At 36.2% G+C, this 24,741-nt stretch carries 19 protein-coding genes; 10 read left to right on the forward strand and 9 right to left on the reverse strand.

From position 1 onward, the window contains the following. Positions 1-417: 417 nt before the first annotated feature. A complete protein-coding gene (locus tag SCA31_RS05410; protein WP_410695818.1) occupies positions 418-5,382 on the forward strand; it encodes a T9SS type A sorting domain-containing protein in 4,965 nt (1,654 codons plus the stop codon). A gap of 65 nt (positions 5,383-5,447) precedes the next feature. Here SCA31_RS05410 and SCA31_RS05415 read toward each other — a convergent pair whose 3' ends face one another. Together SCA31_RS05415 and SCA31_RS05420 are read right to left on the reverse strand one after the other, a co-directional pair. Continuing rightward, entirely contained in the window at positions 5,448-6,056 is a 609-nt protein-coding gene (locus SCA31_RS05415) for a DUF2306 domain-containing protein (protein ID WP_410695820.1), read from the reverse strand. Positions 6,057-6,156: 100 nt separating this feature from the next. Continuing rightward, positions 6,157-7,275 carry a helix-turn-helix domain-containing protein gene (locus SCA31_RS05420; protein ID WP_410695822.1) on the reverse strand — a complete coding sequence of 373 codons (1,119 nt, stop codon included), beginning with the start codon at positions 7,273-7,275 and terminating at the stop codon, positions 6,157-6,159. Between the two features lie 393 nt (positions 7,276-7,668). Here SCA31_RS05420 and SCA31_RS05425 point away from each other — a divergent pair, with 393 nt between their 5' ends. The 4 genes from SCA31_RS05425 (at position 7,669) to SCA31_RS05440 (ending at position 11,092) form a co-directional block, all read left to right on the forward strand. Continuing rightward, positions 7,669-8,337, forward strand: a complete 669-nt coding sequence (locus SCA31_RS05425; protein WP_410695824.1) for a carbonic anhydrase — start codon at positions 7,669-7,671, stop codon at positions 8,335-8,337. Positions 8,338-8,358: 21 nt separating this feature from the next. Further along, entirely contained in the window at positions 8,359-8,658 is a 300-nt protein-coding gene (locus SCA31_RS05430) for a hypothetical protein (RefSeq protein WP_106916931.1), read from the forward strand. Between the two features lie 149 nt (positions 8,659-8,807). Further along, entirely contained in the window at positions 8,808-10,400 is a 1,593-nt protein-coding gene (locus SCA31_RS05435; protein ID WP_410695826.1) for a SulP family inorganic anion transporter, read from the forward strand. A 56-nt stretch (positions 10,401-10,456) separates the two neighbouring features. Continuing rightward, positions 10,457-11,092, forward strand: coding sequence for a carbonic anhydrase (locus SCA31_RS05440; RefSeq protein ID WP_410695828.1), 636 nt, complete (start codon positions 10,457-10,459; stop codon positions 11,090-11,092). A gap of 199 nt (positions 11,093-11,291) precedes the next feature. Here SCA31_RS05440 and pth read toward each other — a convergent pair whose 3' ends face one another. The 7 genes from pth to mfd form a co-directional block, all read right to left on the reverse strand. Next, positions 11,292-11,855 (reverse strand): aminoacyl-tRNA hydrolase, encoded by a 564-nt coding sequence (gene pth, locus SCA31_RS05445; RefSeq protein WP_410695830.1) that lies wholly within the window; start codon positions 11,853-11,855, stop codon positions 11,292-11,294. An 85-nt stretch (positions 11,856-11,940) separates the two neighbouring features. Continuing rightward, entirely contained in the window at positions 11,941-12,861 is a 921-nt protein-coding gene (locus SCA31_RS05450) for a hypothetical protein (RefSeq protein ID WP_410695832.1), read from the reverse strand. Positions 12,862-12,960: 99 nt separating this feature from the next. Further along, positions 12,961-13,845 carry a hypothetical protein gene (locus tag SCA31_RS05455; protein WP_410695834.1) on the reverse strand — a complete coding sequence of 295 codons (885 nt, stop codon included), beginning with the start codon at positions 13,843-13,845 and terminating at the stop codon, positions 12,961-12,963. A gap of 149 nt (positions 13,846-13,994) precedes the next feature. Further along, on the reverse strand, positions 13,995-14,729 hold the full coding sequence (locus SCA31_RS05460) for a hypothetical protein (protein WP_410695836.1): 735 nt from the start codon (positions 14,727-14,729) through the stop codon (positions 13,995-13,997). 9 nt (positions 14,730-14,738) lie between these two features. Then, positions 14,739-15,563, reverse strand: coding sequence for a hypothetical protein (locus SCA31_RS05465; protein WP_410695838.1), 825 nt, complete (start codon positions 15,561-15,563; stop codon positions 14,739-14,741). A 3-nt stretch (positions 15,564-15,566) separates the two neighbouring features. Continuing rightward, positions 15,567-16,391 (reverse strand): hypothetical protein, encoded by an 825-nt coding sequence (locus tag SCA31_RS05470; RefSeq protein WP_410695840.1) that lies wholly within the window; start codon positions 16,389-16,391, stop codon positions 15,567-15,569. 353 nt (positions 16,392-16,744) lie between these two features. Beyond that, complete coding sequence (mfd, locus tag SCA31_RS05475) at positions 16,745-20,113, reverse strand: transcription-repair coupling factor (RefSeq protein WP_410695842.1); 3,369 nt, start codon at positions 20,111-20,113, stop codon at positions 16,745-16,747. Between the two features lie 257 nt (positions 20,114-20,370). Between mfd and SCA31_RS05480 the strand changes: the two genes are divergently transcribed. The 5 genes from SCA31_RS05480 (at position 20,371) to SCA31_RS05500 (ending at position 24,648) form a co-directional block, all read left to right on the forward strand. Further along, complete coding sequence (locus SCA31_RS05480; RefSeq protein ID WP_410695844.1) at positions 20,371-20,766, forward strand: hypothetical protein; 396 nt, start codon at positions 20,371-20,373, stop codon at positions 20,764-20,766. 178 nt (positions 20,767-20,944) lie between these two features. Next, positions 20,945-21,256, forward strand: a complete 312-nt coding sequence (locus tag SCA31_RS05485) for a hypothetical protein (RefSeq protein WP_410695846.1) — start codon at positions 20,945-20,947, stop codon at positions 21,254-21,256. Between the two features lie 132 nt (positions 21,257-21,388). After that, positions 21,389-22,888, forward strand: a complete 1,500-nt coding sequence (locus SCA31_RS05490) for a GH3 auxin-responsive promoter family protein (RefSeq protein WP_410695847.1) — start codon at positions 21,389-21,391, stop codon at positions 22,886-22,888. Between the two features lie 69 nt (positions 22,889-22,957). Continuing rightward, a complete protein-coding gene (locus SCA31_RS05495; RefSeq protein WP_410695849.1) occupies positions 22,958-23,320 on the forward strand; it encodes a hypothetical protein in 363 nt (120 codons plus the stop codon). A 92-nt stretch (positions 23,321-23,412) separates the two neighbouring features. Next, on the forward strand, positions 23,413-24,648 hold the full coding sequence (locus SCA31_RS05500; protein WP_410695851.1) for an MFS transporter: 1,236 nt from the start codon (positions 23,413-23,415) through the stop codon (positions 24,646-24,648). Positions 24,649-24,741 lie beyond the last annotated feature (93 nt).

Genomic DNA, 24,741 nt, shown 5'->3' on the forward strand with positions numbered 1-24,741 from the left:
ATCTGGACAGCCTCAAGTGAAATTCCCATTGAAAGGGATACACTAAAGACTATTTAACATAACATATTCATAATCAATAATAAATCCCACATCAATATTGTGGGATTTATTATTTTTATTTACTTTTATAAAAAAATAAGGAAAGCTATGCCATCATTTATTTTTTTATAAAACTAAAAACACATACCATGAAAAAAAACACTCAAATTCATCCTAGGCGGTTTGGAAACTGTCATTTCCCTACTCTTTTTTATTTCGAAAAATAACGATCTACGGTTTAAAATTAGAAAACTGTAAACATTTGCGTGTTTATAGCCCTTGTATTTTCATTATCCGTCAGTGAGAATAGCAATATAATTTTACTGTTCATCTTAATATTTACTCAAAACACAACTCTTAACAATTCCTCGGAACATTATGAAAAAAAAGTCTACGCTCAGGGCTATAGCCGTACTATTTTGTATAGTACCTGCCCAAGCTTTTTCGCGAGTCTCTCTCCTCCCGGCAGAGTACAGTTATGAAAAAGAAGAATTTTCTAGATCGAGCCGTTATGCTCCACCCTATCTCTATGATTTGGATCCTGGGTTTACCATTCAGCAGAATGTCAATCAAAAAGGACTAACCCTTGTTGAAGGTAAGCTTACAAAACCTTTTACCAGTGATGACATCAAAATGGAAATCAAGTACCAGAACGCGCAAGGGAACTGGGTAACCGCTTGGTGCAAGATCTTGTATTCTTACAACCAGTACAATGAAAACCTGAAGTCTGTTTTCGAATTACCGGCCTCCACCACAGCAACTTACAATCTAAAAATTGAGCTCAGCTCAAATTCCAATCTCAGCAATTTCAACAGTGTGGTTTGGAATAAATCAGTAAGTCATTACAAGCAGGGAGATTATGCAGCTACCAGCTGTGATCTGGATGAAAATGAATATACCATCCTCCTTACTCCTAAAAAGGAAAATACATTGATCTTAGACAATGCAGGAAAGGTGACCGGTATTAAAGACAGGGTAACATCGGCCCATGCATGGAACAAGCTTGGCAATGTCATCATGAACAATAAAAAGGATGATGTGGTATTTGCTACAACAAATCCTTCAAACCTCATCACAGATACCAATGGCAGTAAATCTGTAAAACTGATCAATACAGGGGCAATAAGTGACACATTGGGAGCTACGCCTGAGTTTATCTATCATGCAATGCCTGGACACCCAATACCGTATTTATACAGCTATAATGATCCAGTATACATGTTTGCAGGGAAATTTTCCATTCACGGATTAATGATGAAATTCAGCCAATGGCCGGGAGAACCTAACGGACCAGGCTATCATAATTTCAAGAACCCAAACAGCCTGGAAAGCAGATACTTTAATATGTATAATACAATTCATGAGAAACTATCTGATTTTATGACGGATCAGGAACCTATCGTCATTGTATCCAGCTATATCACGGGATTCAGGGTATATAAAAGTAATGGCACCTATATCAATATTACCAACCTGACCGCTCACAGTAATTATGGAGCTCCTCATTTCGGTTATACCAACAACGAAGGAAATGCCCGAAGAGGGCCTGGTTCTGAAGACCTTATCATTTCCCATACTCCGGAAATGACTTTATATGGTATGGGAGCACTACGAAATGACGTGACCAGCTTCTACCAGCCTGTAAGATCATTACAGGATATTGAATCGGAAGTATCAAAATTCATTAACTATGTAGGAATCTTCAACGTTCCTTATAATGTTGGAGAATGTGTCAACTCATGCTTCACCGTAAATTCTGGAGCTCTTCCTGACAATAATGCTACAGACTGGACCAAAGCTCCCAACAGCTATATCTTTACAGGAAAAGATAAGAATGGCAATGCTGTAGATGGTCTTTACATTCCTGTTAAAAAAGCATATGAGATGTGGGCAAAAGGAGGTGATTTAATGAAAGATGAGCAGAACAATTATACTAAAATTCCAGACGGAGGAATTGCTAAAGCTGGATTATATTGGGAAGATGAAGTGGGATTGATACAATCAGTTGCACTTGAAGGAACCGGAGAAAGCGCCAAAATCAAGGTACTTATCAATAAGCTTAAAGAGGGAAATGCCGTAGTTTCTTATCGTATCAATGATAAGGTATACTGGACATGGCACGTTTGGGTTACCGATGACCCAACGAACGGAAGTACTTATCATCAAGGATTTGAAGCTGATAAAGAGAACAATCAGGTTACAGACTGGAGATGGATGGACAGAAACCTGGGTGCAACCAATGCCAATCTTGTAGGCCATGATTTTTACAAATCTGGAGGATTGCAGTATCAATGGGGAAGAAAAGACCCATTCCCGTCCAATTACAAGGATCTCTCCCTCTATACCATCAAAGGAGAAGTAGGAACATTGAAAGGTTCTGTTCCTTCAAAATACAGAGGAAATCTATATGCTGCAGCTGACAATACAGGTTTTGATTCTCCCAACGGAAACATCAGATATTCTATTAACAACCCAATCAACCTGATTATCCCACCAGTTTATGTATACAAAATTGGAGAAACGCTGGTTGATAACGGTGAAAATTATATGAAGCAGGGGCCTAATGCATCTGACTGGGAAAGAAAAGAACAAACCACATGGTTCTCTAAGAATAAATATAAATTTTTCAATAAAAATAACCATTACGAAAATGAAACCTGGGACCTTTGGGGAGATACCCGTGGTGGAAAATGGGTAAATATGAATACTTCTGATGCAACCGTTGCCAAGGAAAGTAAGCAATATGCACTGAAATCTTCTTTTGACCCATGCCCTTGCGGATGGAGAGTTCCATCTTTCTACTCATCAGTAGATGCCTCACCTAAATCCAGCCCGTGGGGTAAAACCGGAGGCTTAGGGAATGTGGATATTGTTCCCAACACTCCAAGTGTTCAATACCCTGGAATAAAAGTATATCCCGGATATGGATTTGATTTAAGCAATGTTGCGGATCGAAATTTAGGAATGCTTCCAATCACTGGAAATTATGAATATTATCCTCAACCGATGACCTTGGCCAACCGTACCAGTGCGCAAATTGACGCCTTAAGGGATGGCAACAAATTATACAAACAACCATTCATAGGTTTTCAAGATCAGCACAGTGACGGAGCATTGCATGCTTCTACCTTTTTCTCTTCCATCAGCCCGGGGGAAACTCCTGTAACAGGAGCAAGAGGTCTTTTCCTTATATCAGATGCAGGGAACGTACCCGGCCATTCAAATCTGGGATGGCATAATATCGCATACAACCGTGTTTTAGAAGGAAACACTTATGAAACAAGAGCAGTACGTTGTATCAAAGATCCAAATAATGCTTATATGCCTACAGAATTTGAAGCAGAATATATTGCCTCATCTCCTGTACAATATTCATTGGAAACCCTTAAAGGATGGACAAAAGAACCTAATAGCTATATTGAGTATACCAATTCAACATTAGCAACTCCAACTCCGGCTGATAAGGATAGAATAATTGAAATACCTTTAAGAAAGGCTTATGCGATGTATAAGCTGTATCTTTCTGAGAATAATGATTTTCCTGTCGGAAGTACCAAGTCAACATCCATTGTTTGGACAACTGACAAAACTCTAATCTCAAAAGTTGAGGTAATAGATGGTTCCATGGAAGATGCTAAATTAAGAGTAACCCTGAATGAAAATAAAACAGGTAATGCTGTAGTTGCATTTCATTTGGGAAATTCAGGACAATGGGTGAGCAATAACAACAGTGACCCAATAATCTGGAGCTGGCATATATGGGTTCCACAGTCAATCGTACAGCAGCAGCCTGAATTCACTACAGAAACCGTTGCCAATGGAGGTATTAAAGCGGATACAAGCAACCAATTTGTAAACCCCGCCAACAGTTATTATGGAGTTCCTTTAAAGACTATTCTAATGGATAGGGATTTAGGAGCACAAATGCCTTTTATCGATACCCATATGGCACTCCCGGCAGAGTCAACCACCGACCCATTATCCTACAACCCAGCTAACCCAACGGCTGAAAATAGTTTAAGGGTATTACAAATAAAGAACAGCGGGGGTATGCACTTTCAATGGGGAAGAAAAGATCCAATCCCGGTTTTCTATAATCCCGGAGGTTTTTACAATACCTCTCGCTCATTCAATGTGTATACTATTTTTAGACAGACGGGTATAAGCGGTACCACTCCAGTATACTCTGCAGCAATTAACAATACAAATTACGAAGCAAATTATACTAAAGAATATTCCACATATTCAAGTATAATCAGTGCAAATGATGCAACATCAGACAAGATAAAGAAAATCATAAAATATTCTGTAAACAATCCATTTATATTTATGTATAGTAATTCCACCAGTGCAGTTAAAGACTGGTTATCTGATGAGAATGGACTGCTTCCAAGTCGTTGGGGACATGCTACTGAAAAATCTCCGTATGACCCCTGTCCTGATGGATGGAGAATCCCTGACTTACAAGGTACATCTACAGAAGGAGTGAATATATTTGATGGATATTTAGCGTATGCCAAAGGGAATTCACCTTGGTTTTATAATGCCAAGTTCAGTATCCTGCAGTCAGGAGTTTATAAGAACTTCTATGGAATAGACCCCTCAGATGTCAACGCCTATGTAAGTAATGAGCCCTATAACATTAATAAAATGACTTATCTTGGTGGATACGTAAGAGTAATACCTACCAATAAATTACCTATACGATATGGTTACATTCTAAATAGACCTGAATATAACATTGGAACCTTTGCCAATAATGGTATCAGAGGTTTTGCAGGAGGCAAAACACTTGATGAGATAGTAACACCTGATGTAACAGCCCATCTTAGAAGATCTGGTATTTGGACTTCTGCGCCATTAGGAAGCAGTGGACATGCCGCAGGAATGTATTTCAATGCAGAAATTACAACCGGAGCTAATGATAAGCTCTATTTCCTGAACCCATCTTTTGCATTTTCTCCACAGGCAGGAATGTCTTGCCGTTGTGCCAAAATTCAATATGACGGCTCGGGTAAGGAAATAGCCAGATACGACCCTAATGCTGTTGCTGTACCTAAAGATGCTCTTAGAAAAGCATCCAGTACTTTTGAGCAAGCCAAGGTTACAGAAATGGTTGTAAAAGACAAGCTAACTGTATTCCCGAATCCGGTAAAAAGTATTCTGTATATCAAACCTAATGAGGTTAAAGAGTATTATTATCAGATCTACAATATGTCTGGACAACTTATCAAGTCAGGTAAGTTTGAAAACGAGAAGACGGATCTTTCTTCTTTAATATCCGGAGCTTATTTAGTAAGAATCAATAATTCTGAAACATTAGTAAAAATTATTAAAGAATAACATTGATTATTCTAAAATTAAACGGCCCCGCTTGGGGCCGTTTTTTATGCAAAAATTTTAAAATATTAATCTGTAATTCGCAAATTCCTGTTAATAAAATAAGCAACCAAAAGATTAGGAAACCAGCATAACCAAGCTACAATAATATAGGAATTATCCGGATCGTGGGTGATACTCTTTAAAACAGGAAGCCAGATTCTTAATGTTACTGCAGCAAAGGTACAGGCATAACTATAAATCATAAATTGCTGGTGCTTTACCACATTTCCTTTTCTGATTTGTATGACTGCTATCAGGGTTGTAATCAGCCAAATAAATCCTAAGCAAACAAATCCAGCACTAGATACAACTCCTCCATTGGCATAAAATCCCATATAGATAGCAGAAACAGAACTTATCAGCACTGAAACTACATAAAGCTTTCCAATACTTCTGTGTATTCTGATATATTTATTCCTGAATTTACTCCCAAACTGGCGCCAGCCTATAAAGAGAGAAATTCCACCAAAAATAATATGTGCAAAAAAAGCAATTCTCCAGATTTGGTTGTGGAGTATATCTAAAGATTTAGACCCCAGGAAAGTATTTTCATCGTCAACAAAAAAATAAATTAAAGGATAGACACCGATAAGCAATGCAAAAATACAGACGATAATAAATAAGAGTTTCTTCATGACAGTTGTTTAATTTTACTGCAAAAATGAACATAAAGAAAGGCTCAACTGTTCCAAAATGAAAGATGAAACCAATATTATATCATTTATTATCTGACACTTACTCTTCCAAAGTAAGATTTTGACTTTTTAAAAACTCTCTTGGAGAACAATTCATGTATTTTTTAAAATTCCGGTTAAATGAGGTCTTGGAATTGAATCCACTTTCAAAAGCTAATGATAAAATCGTGTACTTTTGATTTTCAGGGAGTGTTGCTAATTTTTTGAACTCTTCAATTCGTTGTCGGTTGATATAGTCATAAAAGTTTTTATTCTCTACTGAATTAATGGTCTGAGATAATATGTTGGGATGAACGTTCAGCAGCTGGGCAACATGATTCAGGTTCAGATCCGGATCTTTATACAGCTTTTCATGATTCATCCTATACACAAGTTTTTCGTAGATGCTTTGTATAACATCATCTCCCGGAGAGTTCTTTTGATACTTTACCACCTCATTATCAGTTTCTTTTTCAGCAGCAGCATCAACTACAACAGGTAAACCCAAAATACCGACACGACTGATACCAAAGTAAGCGGCTACCAGAATAAACAGTACCACCATAGAAAAAATAAGAATATTATACCTTATGATCACGGCAATCCATATAAACGCAATTCCTGTAATCAGATAATATGCCCAATTCAGGTTAATTTTCTCAGTGTTGGAGTATTGATTGGAAATTTCTTTCTTGTATTTTCTGACTGCAAGCAGACTTAAGCCTACATATACAATTCCGGACATAATCATTAAAAATTTGAGAACATCACTCAACCTTTCATATCCTTTACCCCTATTCTGGTAAACCAACATTCTTTCATGAGGAGACAACATCAAAAATTGAAATAGAACCACATAAATCAGTAGAACAGGCATGCAATGCAGCAACCAGATCTTCCAGCTCATCTTTCTACCTGTAACACTCAAAATATACAAATACAACATAGGGCCGTGCATGAAAGGAAAAGGGAGTTCAAATCCAATGAGATAAGGAAATTTCATATAACCTCCTGAACGAAGCAATACAAAAAAAACAAGATGAACACCTATAATCAGAAACCAAATTGCCAAAAGAAAATCCGATGTTCTCTTTTGTGGCTTTCCCAATATCAGGAAAGATGAAAAGCAGGCAATAAAAATTCCTGCCCAATAAAATATTCCCAGATCGAAATCCTCCATTGAAACTATAGGGTTAAAATCAAGGCCTTAATTTATTCATTTTTCTACAGCAAATGATTATTTATTTTGAATATGATGATCTGCAATTCTTTCGAACAATCTAAAAATTTAAAAATATTTTAATGTGTAATTCTCAAATTATAATTTATACTTCGTAATTTTATCTTAGTTTTTAAACGTTTGGATTATTTGGACAGCAAACACTCACCCTAAAGCAAAGTATATCGGAATATTAGATATGATTTTAAGCATATTTTAATATTAAACTTTGTTAAAAGTAAGTGATTTTTCTGCAAAAAGTATATTTTTGCACAATTATTGATTTAGTCTATTGATTTTGAAAATAATTTAAACGAAATAAATAATTATAAACCTTTTTAAATTTTTAAAATTATGTCACAATCGTACGAAGTTATTTTCGAAAACAATAGAAAATGGGTAGAGTCTAAACTTTCCGAAGATCCACATTTCTTCCATGAGCTGGCAAAAACTCAGCATCCAGACTATCTGTATATCGGATGTTCAGACAGCAGAGCAACAGCAGAAGAATTGATGGGTGCAAAACCGGGGGAGGTTTTCGTTCACAGAAACATTGCTAATGTTGTCAATACTTTAGATATGAGTTCCACAGCAGTTATTCAATATGCTGTAGAACATCTTAAAGTAAAGCACATTGTAGTATGTGGGCACTATAACTGCGGTGGTGTAAAAGCAGCGATGACTCCTCAGGATTTAGGACTCTTAAATCCATGGTTGAGAAATATTCGTGATGTTTACAGATTGCACCAAGCTGAGCTTGATTCTATTGAAGATGAAGACAAACGTTATGACAGACTTGTAGAACTTAATGTTCAGGAGCAATGCATCAACGTTATTAAAATGGCCTGCGTACAAGAAAGGTATATCTTGGAAGAGCAACCTGTTGTACATGGCTGGGTGTTTGACCTTAGAACAGGTAAAATTATTGATCTGGAAATTGATTTTGAGAAAATCTTAAAAGACATCCAAAAGATCTACAACCTTACAAGTTCTGATTGGGTAATGAGCAGAAAAACTAAATAGTTTTTCTAAAAAGAAAGTAAAATGAAATTCTGGAGTATTATTGTATTAACGTTTTTTCTGAATTTTACAGCGCTGCCAAGCATTGCTGCGGTTGCAGGCTGGGACATTCTGAGAACGAATATAATAGTCAATGAAGAAGAACCACATTCTCACCCATCCTCATTTATTGTTTATGAAAAGACGCTTCCAAAACCTTTGGATGTCTTCGATTATCTGAAATTCTCTGAACCTGATCTTCAGGGGATGTCTTTTATACTGGTAGATGATTCTTTTCATCTGTCACCCTTACTCACTATATTTTCTCCGCCTCCGGAAGCTTAATTTTAAGTATAATTAGATTATTTTGTACACTCCGTTCATGCCATTTCCGGCACTGAACATTATGTACGTGCTTTAAAATTAATTTTCCAATCTTTTATAATTGATTATTTAGGAATAGATCGATCGGTTATAATATTTTCAAAAATATCATGAAAAAAACATCATTATTAGGAGGAATCAAGGAGAATTTCCCTTCTGGACTCGTTGTATTCTTAGTAGCGCTTCCCCTGTGCTTAGGAATCGCCTTAGCTTCGGGAGCACCGCCATTGTCCGGAGTTATTTCCGGAATTGTAGGAGGTCTTGTCGTAGGATTTCTTAGTAATTCAAATATCTCAGTTTCAGGGCCTGCAGCAGGTCTTACGGCCATTGTTCTTACCGCAATTACTGACCTTGGAGCATTTGAACTATTTCTTTGCGCCGGAATTATTGCCGGATTAATTCAATTGATTCTAGGGTTCGTTAGAGCTGGTAGTATTTCCAATTATTTCCCGAATAACGTTATTGAAGGAATGCTTGCTGCCATCGGTATCATTATTATTCTAAAACAAATTCCGCACGCGCTGGGATTTGATAAAGATTATGAAGGAAATCAATCACTATTCAGCAATGGAATTAATTTTAATTATTTCACAGAACTGTTTGGAGCTGTTCATCCTGGAGCAATTATTGTAACTGCAGTATCGGTAGGTATCCTTATTGCATGGGACAAAATACCTGGTCTTAGAAAATTAAAAATGTTACCGGGAGCATTGGTTGCCGTAGTTGCCGGAATACTTTTAAATGAGGCATTCAAATTATCAGGAAGTGCATTAGCCATTGGCACAGAGCACTTAGTATCTCTACCGGTTCCAAAATCTTTGGAGGATTTCAAAAACCTGATTGTAATGCCTGACTTCGGAGGATTCACCAATCCTAAAGTATGGATCGTAGGAGCAACTATTGCCATTGTAGCTTCTATTGAAACCTTACTTTGCATTGAAGCATCTGACAGATTAGATCAGCAAAGAAGAATTACAGATACCAATCTTGAACTTAAAGCTCAGGGAATAGGAAACCTTATAAGCTCGTTCATTGGAGGACTTCCTATGACCTCCGTAGTGGTAAGAAGTTCCGCCAATGCCAATGCAGGGGCTACATCCAAGACATCAGCCATGATCCATGGAGTTCTTCTATTGGTATGTGTACTTACCATTCCTTTCATCCTAAACCTTATCCCGCTTGCAACTCTTGCAGCAGTATTAATTCTGGTGGGATATAAACTGGCTAAACCTGCTACGTTCAAACATTTCTGGCATCTTGGAAAATTCCAGTTTGTACCATTTGTAGCAACGGTTGTAGCAGTTGTAGCAACAGACTTGTTAAAAGGAGTTGGAATTGGTCTTGCCATCTCTGTTTTCTATATCCTTCAGGGAAATATGAAAAGAGCTTATTATTTAAGCAGAGAAAAGCTGGATGATGCCGATGGAATTAAGATCAAACTAGCCGAAGAAGTTTCTTTCCTAAACAAGGCTGCCATCAAAAAAACATTGAAGAACATTAAACCTAATTCCAACGTAATCATCGATGCAAGAGAAACCTCATATATTGCAACAGATGTATTGGAAATGATTCAGGATTTTGCCAATATCCGAGCTAAGGAAGAAGACATTAATGTAGAGCTTTTAGGCTTTAAAACTTCATACAGGGATTATGAAAGAAGTGAAGATTCTCACATCTTGATTACCCACAAAAGAGCTATGTAAGCTCATTTATCATCAATTAATTTTAAAATTTAAAATTCGAAAAACAATTAAATTATATGAAAGCACATACATACGAAACCCAGTCATCAATTACCCCTGAAAAAGCTTTAGACTTTTTAAAAGAAGGAAATCAGAGGTTTGTAAACAACCTTAAAGCAAACAGAGATCTTCTGGAGCAGGTAAATGCTACCCGTGAAGGACAGTGGCCTTTTGCTGTAGTTTTAAGCTGTATAGACAGCCGTACTTCTGCAGAACTTATTTTTGATCAAGGGCTTGGAGATGTTTTCAGTATCAGAATTGCCGGTAATTTTGTTAATCAGGATATTCTTGGTTCAATGGAATTCGGATGTAACGTTGCAGGTTCTAAACTGATCGTAGTTTTAGGCCACACAAAATGTGGTGCTTTAAAAGGAGGTCTTGATGCTGCACAGATTGAAGGGTTGGGAATGGATAATCTAAACCACCTGATCAACCATTTTGATCCCATCATCAATGAAGTGATTGAAGAAAATGAAGAACGTTCATCAAAAAACAGTTCACTTTTGGAAAGACTTAATCAGCAGAACGTAAAAAATGCAATTGAAGACATTCGTAGAGAGAGTTCAACCCTTAGAAAGCTTGAAGAAGACGGTAAAATTAAAATCGTTGGAGCAAATTACGATGTTGAAACAGGCGCTGTAAGCTGGTTATAACATCATTTCATTTCAGCTAGTTACAAAAAAATAATAGACAAAATAGAGCATCGCTCAGATAAATTGATTGGAAATTAATTTTTAAAGCACGTCAGAAGGCCATCGGAAATCCGATGGCCTTTTTATGTATTCAAATTCAAATTGAAATTCAATTATTCTCTATAAAATATGTATTCTAGATAAAAAACAAGCTTGAACTCTATTTACCATTGAAAGCTGACATTGTATTGCTGATTCCTGCAAAAACAAAAGAAAGACTGGCCTTTGAAAAAGTTTCAATTCTTTCAGAAAGCTTTTCAGTTTCCTCTTCATTCCAGGTTCCCAATACATAATCTACCTGTCGGCCTGCAGAAAAGTCTGCAGAGATTCCAAAGCGTAGTCTTGCGTAGTTTTGAGTCTGTAGCACTTCATTGATATTTTTCAGTCCATTATGACCTGCATCAGAGCCTTTCCCTTTCATTCTCAATGTTCCGAAAGGAAGAGCCAAATCATCTGTCACAATCAATACATTCTCCAAAGGAATATTTTCTTTCTGCATCCAGTATCTTACCGCATTTCCTGAAAGATTCATATAGGTATCCGGTTTAAGGACAAAAACTTTCCTGCCTTTATATTTTCCCTCAGCCATCCAGCCGAAATTAGCAGTATTAAATGATACCTCAAGTACTTCAGCTATTTTCTCTGCAACTTTAAATCCTATATTATGTCGTGTATTTTCATATTCTGAGCCTTTATTCCCCAGCCCAACTATTAAATATTTCATCAGAAATTTTTTGCAAAATTAAGGGATAAAAAATAAAAAACTCAACCTTAGGAAGATTGAGTTTAAATATTGTTAAAAAACCATTCTATTGTGGTTTATAGATGTAGTTAACCCCATATCCTTTTGTCATATAAGTCTGAAGGTCATATACATAATTGGTACTCCTTACAACCGGAATCGGAACAGGCACAGTCAAATCAGTAACTGACCATCTCTTCGGGTTATTTGGAGACAGAATAAGACTTTCTTTATCGTTAATTATAGTAGATAGTAATCTTGAAATCTTATAGGCGTGTGGTAATAATGTAAACGGGCTGATCTGATCATCATACGCATAATATTCATAGCTGTATTTTTTAGTAGGTGCATTATTGATAAGCCCGTAATGTCTTATAACCTTAGATACATTGTCCCCAGTATAAGAATAAGCCGTTTTTGAGTAATTTGTAAATGCAAACTGAGTTCCTGTCACTTCCACACCGTTTTTCATATCAATAGAATCCAGTTTTGCTGTTACAGGGTTGTATACTATTCTATAAAGAGACTTTTCTTTGCTTAATAATGTCTGTGGTCCAGGGGGATCTGTTGGTAGAACAGGCGGTGTTCTTCTGAAAATAGAACGATTCTCAGAAATCGTTTGTAACTTACTGTTATTTCCATAGTTAAAAATTTGAGAATATGATACACTATCCTTATCAATTTTCCCATTCCCATCCAGATCCAAGAAACCATTAAAGTTAATTTGGCTTATTTTATCACCACTGTACATGATATCTGTAATAGAGGCACTGTCTGTAATTACTTTGGTAACAAGAAGCCCGCTATAATGATATTCTGCAAGGGTGTCCTTAGCTGTAATCTCTCTATATAATGCTCTAGGCCCGTTCAGACCTCCTTTATCATTCAGATCCAATAGAGGATTCCCGTCTTCATCCAATAAATTTTTGCAGGAATGTATTGAAGAAAAACCTGCAATTAATAAGATAAAATAGAAAATTTGTTTCATTTTCAGGTAATTGATTATTTTTTTGACAAATATAATTTTTTTTTGCATAAAAATTATATTATTATTTATATTCTGATAAGATTAATAATAATATCTACCCTATAAGTTTTTATAGGTAAATGTAAATTTTTGATTTTTTTCTGTCATAGGATACCCTTGATTATCATACGAATAACTCTGACCCGTATTGACAGACGGCGTTGGAGGCGGCATATCAAAATACATAGACGTAGGATTATTCGGAGACATCTTATAGAAATTGGCAGGATCCATTAAACTTCGTACTATAAAATAGTTTTTGGGAAGCAGAGAAAATGCACTCTTCTTTGAATCATAATTTTGAAAACTATAGGTAGTCTTCACAGCAGTCGTCATTTCAGGTGCGCCAGTGATATCCAGTATCCCTTTTTTGCACACCGCCTGAAAAATATTATCCCCAGAATAGACAAAGGTATATTCTATGAACTTGTTATAGGCAGATATTCCACCTTCTTTTCTTTTTTCCAGAATCTTAGTAAGCTTTTCTGTTGCATCATAGGTAAAAGCATAATCACTTAAATGAGAAAGTCCAGGAGTTGCCCCTGTTGCAATACATGATGCTGAAGAGATTCTTCCTTTTTCACCGGGTACAATATCAAAACTATAACTAAGACTGCCGGCAGCCGGGCTTACAAACTTAACTTTAGTGATATTTTTTTTGGTATTATCACCCGGATCATCAGTGTATGTTAATGTACCTGTGTAATAGGTATTAACAGCTTTTTCATCTTTAAATAAAGTTTGCTCCAGAACACCTTTATTGGTTGAAATGTATTCTTCATAAAGGCTTGTATCCATCATAACCTTTGCAAGAATTTTTGGTATTGCAGGTCCATCGTCAGGGTTCGGTTTTGACTCGGTAGGATCCTGTGTTGTATTACATGAAGCCAATAAACCCAAAAAAGCAATACCGGCAAACATTTTAAGAAAATAGTTTTTTACCATAAAAAAATTTTAACTTGCCCAAATATAATTCAATTTTTAACAAAAAGGAGTACTTTATCCTTACAAATTCACAAAGAATAGAGTTAATAAACAAAAAAATCTAAAAACATAACGTTTTTAGATTCTGATTTATTATATAAGTCTGGAAATTAATACGGTTGAAGTACAGACGTTGTTAAGACAGACTGTGACATATCACTGTTTAGGAATGTTCCGTTCACAGCTCTTCCGATACCAAGTGTATTACCCGAAATTGCTCTTTTTATGCAGGCAACTTTAACTTTATATTGATTTTTAGGAGTAAGATTAGCTAATGTAGCATTAAGGTTAAAAATTTTGTAGCCTCCACTTTCTCCCAATAGCACCTCTGTTCTTACCGCTCTAAGGATGTCATCTACAAAAACCCCACATGCAAAACTTGCAGAATTAGCTCCTGTTTTTTGCACTGTTGTCTGAAATGAGAATGTTACTTTATTATTAGCATTGGTAACAGAAAAGGTATCTGAAGCTGATGGAATTACAGACCATCCATTGATGGACATTCCTTCATCATAAGGAACAGATTGTCCGTTTCCACCTGAAAAAGAAACTCCAGTTTTATCCGCAACCGTATTGATGGAGAACAAAGACATACTTCCCTGCCCATCAGCAATTTTGATCGCTTTCCAGTCATTGGACTGCATATCAGTATTATTGTGAAATATATCTCCGGCAAGTCCAGATGATCCTTTCAAAACATCAGTACCTCCGGTTCTTAATTCTTTTCTGACATTGATGTCTCCATTCACATCAAGCATATTCACAGGATTAGTTGTATTAATCCCCACTTGAGCATTTACAAATCCGATCAATAATAAAAATTGAACAAAAAATATTTTTTTCATAATTGGTTTTTAATTTACTATTATCGGGTTAAATACTTCTGGAACCTCATATACATCTACCTTTAAGGATGACTGAGAAATGAAATCATTGATATTCGTACTGGTATTCGTTCCAATAGATAGCATTCTAAAACTTTCTCCATAAGAAGCCAGTCTTGAACACGCCACATCTACTTTATGATTTCCCTTGGGAAGATTCTCTACAATACCAATTTGATTATGGGTAAGGAAAGGAAAAGAAGAGTTGATTGCCTTTAAGTTTCTTTGTCTAAGGTTGATCAATTTATTGTCTACAAAAATACCACATGCATAGTCTATTGAAGTGTCATCGGTATTGTTGCCAATTGCAGAGAAGTCAGCCTGTACCACAGTTTCAAACTGAAAATAAGCCTTACTTTCTGTACTGAAAACACTGATATTCTGTGACAATCCATTAATTCTTTTAAATCCTTTCAGACTGCTAAGATCAGCACCCCTTACAAATGTAGCAGCCTTAGAAGTCGTTAAACTCGCTTGTTCATTGGAGGCAAATGTAATTCCACTCTTATCTGAAAAGGAGTTATTGAATATCAAATAAAATTTATTGTTTTCATATTCAGGAATACGAAGTGTTTTCCATATTGGAGCATAACCTTCACCCTGAGAAACCAGTAACTGATCATTGTTCCCTTGAGAAAGGCTATTATCTGTAGTATTTAATACAACAATTTTTTGTCTTAGGTTCAGATCCCCGTTTACGTCAATTTTTGCTTTCGGAGACTCAGTATTGATTCCTACCTGAGCTGACAAGAGTAAGCCTGAGGTAAGAAATAAGGTCGATAGTATTTTTTTCATCGTTTAATTATTGGTTTTATAGCTTACATATTCAATGACATCCATCTTCATGGTAGATTCCAGAGTAAATGCATTGGCTGCTCCATTGGCAGACTGAACATCACGTCCAATTGCAAATTGAGAAAGAGAACTTGAGGTAGTAATCTTTCTACATCCAATCTCAATTTTGTGTAATCCTACCGGAACATCAAGTTCTGTATAATTAAGCGTGAAAATATAATCCTGAAGCCCTCCTTTTGCGTCATTATTATTGGAAGCAACTCTGTCCGGACGTACCGCAACCAGCTTACCATTTCTGAAAACGCCACAAGCAAACCTTATGTTTTGTGAAGTTGTAGATACGGGTGCTTTCATTTCAACCCCAGTCTGAAACTGATAAGTAAGTCTGTTTTTTCCATTCTTGATGGTAAAACTATTTTCGAGACCTGCAATCTTTGCCCATTTCCCTTTGCTGGTATCTGTAATGTCATCTCCAACATTATTATTGTAGATACCATCACCCGCAACGCCATTAGAAAGAGATATAATACCCGTTTGATCTGACGACAGATATGAATTAATCAATTTATACTGTCCCTCTTCCATAAAGGATACATTCAATGATTTCCAAACAGGAGCTTTGCCCTCTCCTTGGGAAACCAAAACCTGGCCGTTCAATCCGGCACTTCCTGCCTGAGTTGAAGACCCGCCTACTCTAAGTTCTTTTCTTAAGGTGGTTTTACCGTTTACATCGAGCATTGATTTTGGTTTATCAGTACCGATTCCCACCTGTGCGTTGGCATAGAAAGAAAGAAGTCCAGCCGCGCAGCAAAATATAATTTTTTTCATAATAAGGACTGCAAAGGTACAAATTGAAGTCCATAAAATTCCAGTTACACACACCTAAACCTATAGAAATAAACACATTACAACATAGAATTAATCACACAAAAAAGTAGAATTATTTCTACGTAACTCTAATTTTGATCTATTTTTCAAACAACAAAACGTCCCAAACCCTTACTGTACCGCATGTTGGGAACTTTTTTTAATCATTAAAAGGTGATTTTCACCATGTTAAAAAGGGTTTAATTCTCTTAATCATGAGTATTACAAAACAAAAAACTGATAACAATCACAAAAAAAGCATATAAAAACTTAATTTTTTATATGCTTTTTTATTCTTTGCGAAAAAATATACTTTAATTATGCTCAATTATAGCTTTTAATAAAATATTAACTTCATCTACATTTTTCACTCTTTCTTTTCTCATCATAAGCTGATTTCCTTCTTTTCCCAATTTTTCTTTAAGCTGAGCTTCTGCAGGATTTCGCGTTAAATAATTAATAATATGTCTAAATCGATCCGTCTGATAAAACTTATCCTGGGGATTACCTGGGAAATACCCTAAAAATACCCCATTCTTCATAACAATCTTCTCAAAACCGATGTCTGCAGCAAGCCACTTCAAGGAAACACTCTTTAATAAATTTACAGCTTCTTTAGGCAATGCTCCGAAACGGTCAATCAACTCAAGTTCAAACTGATGCAAATCTTTTTCATTATTGATCTCAGCAATTTTCTGATACAGCAATAATCTTTCCTCGGTATTAGAAATGTAGAAATCCGGCAACATCAATTCCAAGTCTGTATCAATATTAACATCTTTCACGGATTTGAAAAGCTTCTGTCTGTCTTCTTCATTTTCAAACAAGCTTTCAAAATCAGCATCATCTTTCAATTCCTCAAGTGCCTCTTGCATTAATTTTTGATAGGTTTCAAACCCCATTTCATTGATAAATCCGCTTTGTTCGGCTCCTAATAAATCTCCTGCCCCACGAATCTCAAGATCTTTCATTGCAATCTGAAAACCACTTCCCAAATCAGAAAACTGTTCTATTGCTTCCAAGCGTTTTCTGGCATCAGAAGTCATCATATCATAAGGTGGAGTAATAAGGTAACAGAAAGCTTTTCTATTACTTCGCCCTACCCTTCCTCTCATCTGGTGCAGATCTGCCATTCCAAATCTTTGAGCATCATTGATAAAAATAGTATTGGCATTCGGAACGTCCACCCCACTCTCTACAATGGTGGTAGAAACAAGAACATCATACTTTCCTTCCATAAAATCCAACACATTTTTCTCCAGTTGTTTCCCTTCCATTTGCCCGTGTCCCGTGATCACTCTAGCATCAGGAACCAAACGTTGAATAAGCCCGGCAATATCTTTTAGGTTTTCAATTCTGTTATTGATAAAATAAACCTGTCCATCTCTTTGAAGTTCATAGGAAACAGCATCGCGAATGATTTCTTCACTGAATCCTATCAACTGTGTATCCACCGGCTGCCTGTTTGGCGGGGGTGTCTTGATTACGGATAAATCTCTTGCAGCCATTAATGAGAACTGTAATGTTCTAGGAATTGGTGTCGCCGTCAACGTAAGTGTATCTACATTATTTTTAAGGGTCTTAAGTTTATCTTTTACAGAAACCCCAAACTTATGCTCCTCATCAATAATCAACAATCCTAGATCCTTAAATTTGACCGAGCTGCTTGCCAATTGATGGGTTCCTATAATAATGTCCAGTTTTCCGTTCTTCAGATCATCCAGAGTTTCAGATTTTTGCTTGGCTGTTCTGAATCTGTTGACATAGGAAACATTTACCGGAAAATCCTTAAGCCTTTCTTTAAAACTTCTGTAATGCTGAAATGCCAGAATAGTTGTTGGTACCAGTACAGCAACCTGCTTTCCGTCTGTAGCAGCTTTAAAGGCAGCACGTATTGCAACTTCTGTTTTACCAAAACCTACGTCACCACAGACCAATCTATCCATAACTGTATCAGCTTCCATATCTTTTTTCACATCTATGGTTGCCTTTTCCTGGTCAGGAGTATCTTCATAAATAAAGCTTGCTTCGAGCTCATTCTGTAAATAAGAATCCGGTGTATAGGCAAAACCTTTGGCAGTCTTTCTTTCAGCGTATAGTCTGATAAGATCAAATGCAATCTGCTTTACCTTAGCTTTTGTTTTTTGCTTTAAGGTCTTCCATGTTGGAGAACCTAGTTTACTCAACACAATTTCTCGCCCATCAGGTCCATTGTATTTAGAAATCTTATGCAGGGAATGGATACTTACATATAGCAGGTCACCATTTTTATAGGTTAACTTAAAACATTCCTGGATCTTGCCATCATTATTTACTTTTACCAGCCCCATAAACTTTCCGATCCCATGATCGATATGGGCGATATAGTCACCAATCTTTAAAGACATCAAATCCTTTAAGGTAAGTTGTTCTGACTTTGCAAAAGTATTTTTGGCCTTGTACCTTTGATAACGGTCAAAAATCTGATGATCCGTATATACCAACAATTTATGGCCATTATCCACAAACCCCTCATGCAACTCGGATTTGAAGCTTTTAAAAGGAAGTTCATGTTCAAGCTCTTCAAAAATAGATTCCAGCCTTTCTTTCTGCTTCTCCGTTGAAAAGGAAATCCAGGTATCAAAGCCTTCACCTTGTTTTTCTTCTATGTCTTCAATGAGGAGTTCAAAGTTTTTATGAAAAGACGGCTGCGGAAGTTGTTCCATTTTAACTTCTGCAATATCTTTTAAGCCTTCAATAACAGCACTTCCAAAGTCAATTGTTTTAAACTTTTTATAATCAAACAAAAATTCCTGATCGGAAATAAAAAGTTCTTGGGGTGCTCTATGAGCAATATCCTTATTTAATGTATCATATTTCTCAAGGGATTTTTCGTAGAATGTCTTTATCTTTTGCATTCCTATCATTCCATTTTTAGAAATGACATAACTTTCCTTAGGCAAAAGCTGCAGCAGTGACACTCTGCTTCCGGTCACAGAAAAATTCATATTGGAAACCAACTGAAAATCCTTGACCTTATCTACTGAAAGCTGGGTTTCAATATCAAATGTTTTAATACTTTCCACCTCATTACCAAAGAAGGTAATCCTGTATGGTTTTTCGTAGGAATAAGAAAATACATCCACAATTCCTCCTCTCACAGAGAATTCCCCTGGTTCAGAAACAAAATCAGCCTGCTGAAAGTGGTAATGATTGAGTAATTCGTCTACAAAATCAAAATCCAGCTGATCACCTACCTTTATATGGTGAGAAATTGCCTTAAAATCTTCTTTCTTTAATACCTTTTCCGATAAGGCACCAGCATAAGCAACAATAACCTTTGGAGATCTCCCGGAATTGATTTTATTTAAAACCTCAGTCCTTAATACTAAATTGGCATTCTGTGTTTTCTCTACCTGATAGGGTTCAAGATGAGTTGCAGGAAAGTAAAGTACCTTTTCTTTTCCAAGCAGGTCTTCCATTTCCGTATTAGCATATAGGGCATCTTCCTTATCATCTACCAGATAAAGAATATGCTTTTTTTGAACCAAAAAAAACTCAGCTACAAAGACGGAGACTGAAGATCCGGCACTTCCTTTCACAGCAATATGCTGATTGTTTTCTAACTGGTTAAAAATCTCCCTCCCAAATTCTTTTTGCAATAGATCAGGAAGAAACTTTTCGTTGATGGATTTTAACTGCATAAATTGTAATGGTATAAAACGACAAAAGCGATTTCGGGAGTTTTCCGAAACCGTTTATGCTGTGGCAAAGGTAAGAATATTTTTTTCTTTCAATAAAAACGCAATAACTTTGAAATTTAAGAATGAACAACTTAGTTTTTTTAAAATCTTAATTTTCTGCTAATTTATTTAATTACCTGTTAAAATAACTCGAATATTTTCTCGTGGCATAGTGTTTGGGATTTTTAAGCTTACCAAACATTAAAGAGAATAGTATTATGAAAAAAGCAATTAAAATCTTAGGAATTTTTATGCTGTTGATTTTTACAGCATCATCGTTTTCGTCGTGCAGCAGGGATGATGATCCTACCAATAACGACTTCTTCGCAGGAACCTACAAAGGAAGCGTTTCTTACAATGATGGGGGTTCTACCAACATTAGCACTGATAACGGAAGTGTTTTTGTAACAAAAATAGCCAGTGGTACCAAGTACAATTTTGCATTTTCAAACAGCATTCCTGACCTTAATGGAATTGAGTTTGAACAAAAAGGAGATAATACTCTTGTAATGATCGGCTCTAGCGCAACCTCTTACATTAGAATTGACAATAACACATTGAAGATTTTATATTTTAAGGATGGTAAAACCTGGACAGCTAACTGTACCCGCTAAACAACCTAATGTATACACAAAAGCCTGTTTTCAGAAATGAAAGCAGGCTTTTGTTATATTCAGACGGGGTATTTAATTTTTTTTTAAGCTGTAATAAACTTTAGTTAAGTTTAAAAATCCGAATTTTCTAGCCTGCTTTTTGTATATCTTTATTCAACAAAAACAAATCGTAATTCTTATGAAAAAATTATTATCTGCAATGTCATTAATCTTAGGATTAGGACTTGCTACTGCCCAGCAGACTGCTCCCGCTGCAAATACTACTGCTCATCAACCGGCAAAAGTAATGAAACCGGCAAAACCAGTTGAGGCAAAAGCTGCAAAGCCAGCTGAAATGAAGCCAGTAAAACCAGCAGAAGCAAAGCCGGCCAAGCCTGCACAGCCTGCTGCCAAAATGAAAAAAGACGGCACTCCGGACAAGAGGTATAAAGACAATAAACATCTGAAAAAAGACGGGACACCAGACAAAAGATATAAAGTAAACAAATAAGCATAACATTAACATATAGTTGTTATTTTCATAATCAAATTTCGAGAAACCGATGAACAAGTTCATCGGTTTTTTTATGCCATGTTTTCTAAAAATGGTTCCAAATTCTATACTTATTTATAAATTTGGCACATGTTAAACTTCTTCAAGAAAAATGCAGCACTTATTTGGGCAAAAAAACATGTTCAAAAAACAGAGGAATTCAAAAAAAATGCAGAAAAAAACCAGGAGGATTTATTGATTTCTCTTGTATCCACGGCTCAAAAAACACTTTTTGGACGTGAGCATGATTTTGAGAATATTCATTCTGTAAAAGAATTTCAGAACAAGGTTCCGGTTGCAGATTATGAAGATCTGAAACCTTATATTGAAAGAGTAAAAAAAGGACAGGCTAATATTCTCTGGACAGAAACACCAGAATATTTTGCCAAAACCTCCGGAACTACTTCGGGATCTAAATACATTCCTATCTCTAAAGAAGGAATGCCATTTCAAATTGCGGGAGCTCAAAGTGCGCTTTTCCACTATATCAGCAAAAAAAGCAATGCAGACTTCGTCAATGGAAAGATGATTTTTCTACAAGGAAGTCCTGAACTGGAGGAAGTTTTCGGAATAAAAACAGGAAGGTTGTCCGGTATTGTGGCCCACCACATTCCCAATTATCTGCAAAAAAATCGCTTGCCAAGTTGGGAAACCAACATTATGGAAGACTGGGAAGCTAAAGTAGACAAAATAATTGAGGAGACGGAACATGAAAACATGACACTGATCTCAGGAATTCCACCATGGCTTATTATGTACTTTGAAAAACTTACGGAAAAACATCGAAAAAAAATTAAGCAACTATTTCCAAACCTACAACTTCTTGTTACCGGAGGGGTTAACTATGAACCTTACCGCGATAAAATGGAGGACTTACTTGGTGGCAGCGTAGATATTGTTCAAACTTTTCCAGCTTCTGAAGGGTTCTTCGCTTTTCAGGATGATTATACCAAGGAGGGGCTTTTACTATTGACCAATCATGGTATTTTTTATGAATTTATTCCTTTGGAAGAGTATGGAAAACCTGATGCAAGAAGAGTAACCTTAAAGGATATTGAACTTAATAAGGACTATGCATTGATTCTCACAACTAATTCCGGATTATGGGCCTATTCCATTGGTGATGTTGTTCGATTTATTGATAAAAATCCTCACAGGATATTGGTAAGTGGCAGAACAAAGCACTTTACTTCAGCTTTTGGGGAACATGTAATTGCTTTTGAAGTTGAGGAGGCCATGAAAGTAACTCTTGAAAAATACCCGGCACAGATTACGGAGTTCCATCTTGCTCCACAGGTAAATCCAAATGAGGGGCTTCCTTATCATGAATGGCTGATAGAATTTGAAAAGGATCCTGAAAACATGGAAATATTCAGAAATGAACTGGATCTTCAGCTTAGAAACAGAAACACGTACTATGATGATCTGATCTCAGGAAATATTTTACAGAAACTTCAGATCACAAGGCTTAAGAAAAATGCATTCCATGAGTATGCAAAATCTCAGGGAAAATTGGGAGGTCAAAATAAGACGCCAAGATTGGCCAATGACAGAAATGTCGCAAATATCTTGGAAATTTACAAAATTTAAAGATATTTTTTCAATTCCAAAAACGTATATTCGAAAAAAATTATAAATTTGAAAAACTAAACGAAAATAATGAAAGCATCTGTACTGTTGAAATCACCTTTATTAACGTCTTTATTTGTTATTACATCTTGCGCTACTACAAAATACAGCGATGATGTTTCTAAAAACAACTATTCTAATCTGGAAGCCGGAAAAGTATATAAGGTTACCATGAAAGACGGATCTCCTAAACAGAAAATACTATTCAGAAATATTGTAGGTGATAATCTTGTAGGTACAGCCGGAAAAAAAGACAGTACAGTGGTAACTATCCCTAAAGCAAAAGTAGCCGCTGTAAAAGATCAAAGAAAGGCCAGAATTGCAACAGGAGCAGCTATCATTGGAGCAGCAGGTGTTGCAGCCATTGTGATAAGTTCTTCAAGAGCAGACTAAAATAGATATTATCTTTCAGAAGGTATTTACTATATCTTTTAAAAAACCACATATAAATAGCCCTAAATAAATTTTTAGGGCTATTTTTGTTCATGATTTCCTTTACCCCGTTAAAAACATTACAAAATATTGAATTCAGAAATCTTCTAACTGGAAGATTTTTTATTGTTTTAGCTTTCAGAATGCTTGCCACGTTATTAGGATGGTGGGTGTATCAATTAACAAAGGACCCTCTTTCCATAGGGCTCATTGGGCTTTCCGAGGTAATTCCCGCGGTAAGTTGTGCTTTGTATGCCGGACATGTTATTGATATGAATGAAAAAAAGAGACTGTTACTGATCTGTAACTATGCTTATATTTTTCTAATCGGACTTTTGCTTATTCCGGCTTTTCTTGATGTAGAAATGCATTTCACAGGTCATCAAATCACCTATTTTATTTATGGTGTGATATTTTTCACAGGAATTGCCAGAGCCTTTATTGGTCCTATTGTTCCCTCTATGATTCCAAAGATCGTAAAGAAAGAAAATCTACCTAATGCTGTTACCTTAAACCAGGCTACTTTCCTGATATCTTCTGTATGCGGGCATGCCATAGGAGGAATTCTGATTGGGTATTTTGGGGTACAATGGACATTGGTGGTTATTTTATCCCTCATATTTGTGGCTTCTCTATTTTTCTGGCAGCTAAACAAGCAATATTCTGAACATAAAAAGGAAGATGTAAATGTTGTGGAGAGTATGCGTGAGGGGATTTCCTATATTTTTAAAACGAAAGAAATTCTGGGAGCTTTATGTCTGGATATGTTTGCTGTACTCTTTGGAGGGGCGGTAGCCATGATCCCTGTATTTGCTACTGACATCCTAAAATCAGGCGCTGAGGGCTTTGGTCTGCTGAATGCGGCTTCTGATATAGGATCTATGTGTATCATTACTCTCTTATCCATTGTACCTTTACGAAAGAATCAGGGAAAAATACTTCTTGTTGTGGTTACAGGATTTGGAATTTGTATTATTGGGTTTGGGTTATCTAAGCTGTATTGGCTTTCTTTTATGTTCCTTGTACTAAGCGGAATGCTGGACGGAATTTCTGTGGTAATCAGAGGAACTATTGTACAGTTAAAGACCCCTGATCATATAAGAGGGCGTGTCCTGAGTGTGAACTCAATTTTCATCATGTCCAGTAATGAAATGGGACAATTTGAAAGTGGAGTTATGGCCAAATTATTGGGTGTAGTGCGCTCTGTAGTATTTGGAGGATGCATGACCATTCTTGTTGCTCTTGCAGTGGGAAGCACCAATCCTAAGCTAAGAAAAATGCAATATTAACACGCTCATTATTAAATAAATACAAAAACAAAGACAACTTTACCATAATTCGATATACTTAAAATGAGAATAGAATGTTTTTCTATTCTCATT

The organism is Chryseobacterium sp. SIMBA_028, assembly GCF_046535285.1.
Classification (GTDB): Bacteria; Bacteroidota; Bacteroidia; order Flavobacteriales; family Weeksellaceae; genus Chryseobacterium.

Bases quoted from the DNA above. Each gene is read 5' to 3' on its own strand.
- SCA31_RS05410 (WP_410695818.1), top strand. From the start codon at position 418: ATGAAAAAAAAGTCTACGCTCAGGGCTATAGCCGTACTATTTTGTATA.
- SCA31_RS05415 (WP_410695820.1), bottom strand. From the start codon at position 6,056: ATGAAGAAACTCTTATTTATTATCGTCTGTATTTTTGCATTGCTTATC.
- SCA31_RS05420 (WP_410695822.1), bottom strand. From the start codon at position 7,275: ATGGAGGATTTCGATCTGGGAATATTTTATTGGGCAGGAATTTTTATT.
- SCA31_RS05425 (WP_410695824.1), top strand. From the start codon at position 7,669: ATGTCACAATCGTACGAAGTTATTTTCGAAAACAATAGAAAATGGGTA.
- SCA31_RS05430 (WP_106916931.1), top strand. From the start codon at position 8,359: ATGAAATTCTGGAGTATTATTGTATTAACGTTTTTTCTGAATTTTACA.
- SCA31_RS05435 (WP_410695826.1), top strand. From the start codon at position 8,808: ATGAAAAAAACATCATTATTAGGAGGAATCAAGGAGAATTTCCCTTCT.
- SCA31_RS05440 (WP_410695828.1), top strand. From the start codon at position 10,457: ATGAAAGCACATACATACGAAACCCAGTCATCAATTACCCCTGAAAAA.
- pth (WP_410695830.1), bottom strand. From the start codon at position 11,855: ATGAAATATTTAATAGTTGGGCTGGGGAATAAAGGCTCAGAATATGAA.
- SCA31_RS05450 (WP_410695832.1), bottom strand. From the start codon at position 12,861: ATGAAACAAATTTTCTATTTTATCTTATTAATTGCAGGTTTTTCTTCA.
- SCA31_RS05455 (WP_410695834.1), bottom strand. From the start codon at position 13,845: ATGGTAAAAAACTATTTTCTTAAAATGTTTGCCGGTATTGCTTTTTTG.
- SCA31_RS05460 (WP_410695836.1), bottom strand. From the start codon at position 14,729: ATGAAAAAAATATTTTTTGTTCAATTTTTATTATTGATCGGATTTGTA.
- SCA31_RS05465 (WP_410695838.1), bottom strand. From the start codon at position 15,563: ATGAAAAAAATACTATCGACCTTATTTCTTACCTCAGGCTTACTCTTG.
- SCA31_RS05470 (WP_410695840.1), bottom strand. From the start codon at position 16,391: ATGAAAAAAATTATATTTTGCTGCGCGGCTGGACTTCTTTCTTTCTAT.
- mfd (WP_410695842.1), bottom strand. From the start codon at position 20,113: ATGCAGTTAAAATCCATCAACGAAAAGTTTCTTCCTGATCTATTGCAA.
- SCA31_RS05480 (WP_410695844.1), top strand. From the start codon at position 20,371: ATGAAAAAAGCAATTAAAATCTTAGGAATTTTTATGCTGTTGATTTTT.
- SCA31_RS05485 (WP_410695846.1), top strand. From the start codon at position 20,945: ATGAAAAAATTATTATCTGCAATGTCATTAATCTTAGGATTAGGACTT.
- SCA31_RS05490 (WP_410695847.1), top strand. From the start codon at position 21,389: ATGTTAAACTTCTTCAAGAAAAATGCAGCACTTATTTGGGCAAAAAAA.
- SCA31_RS05495 (WP_410695849.1), top strand. From the start codon at position 22,958: ATGAAAGCATCTGTACTGTTGAAATCACCTTTATTAACGTCTTTATTT.
- SCA31_RS05500 (WP_410695851.1), top strand. From the start codon at position 23,413: ATGATTTCCTTTACCCCGTTAAAAACATTACAAAATATTGAATTCAGA.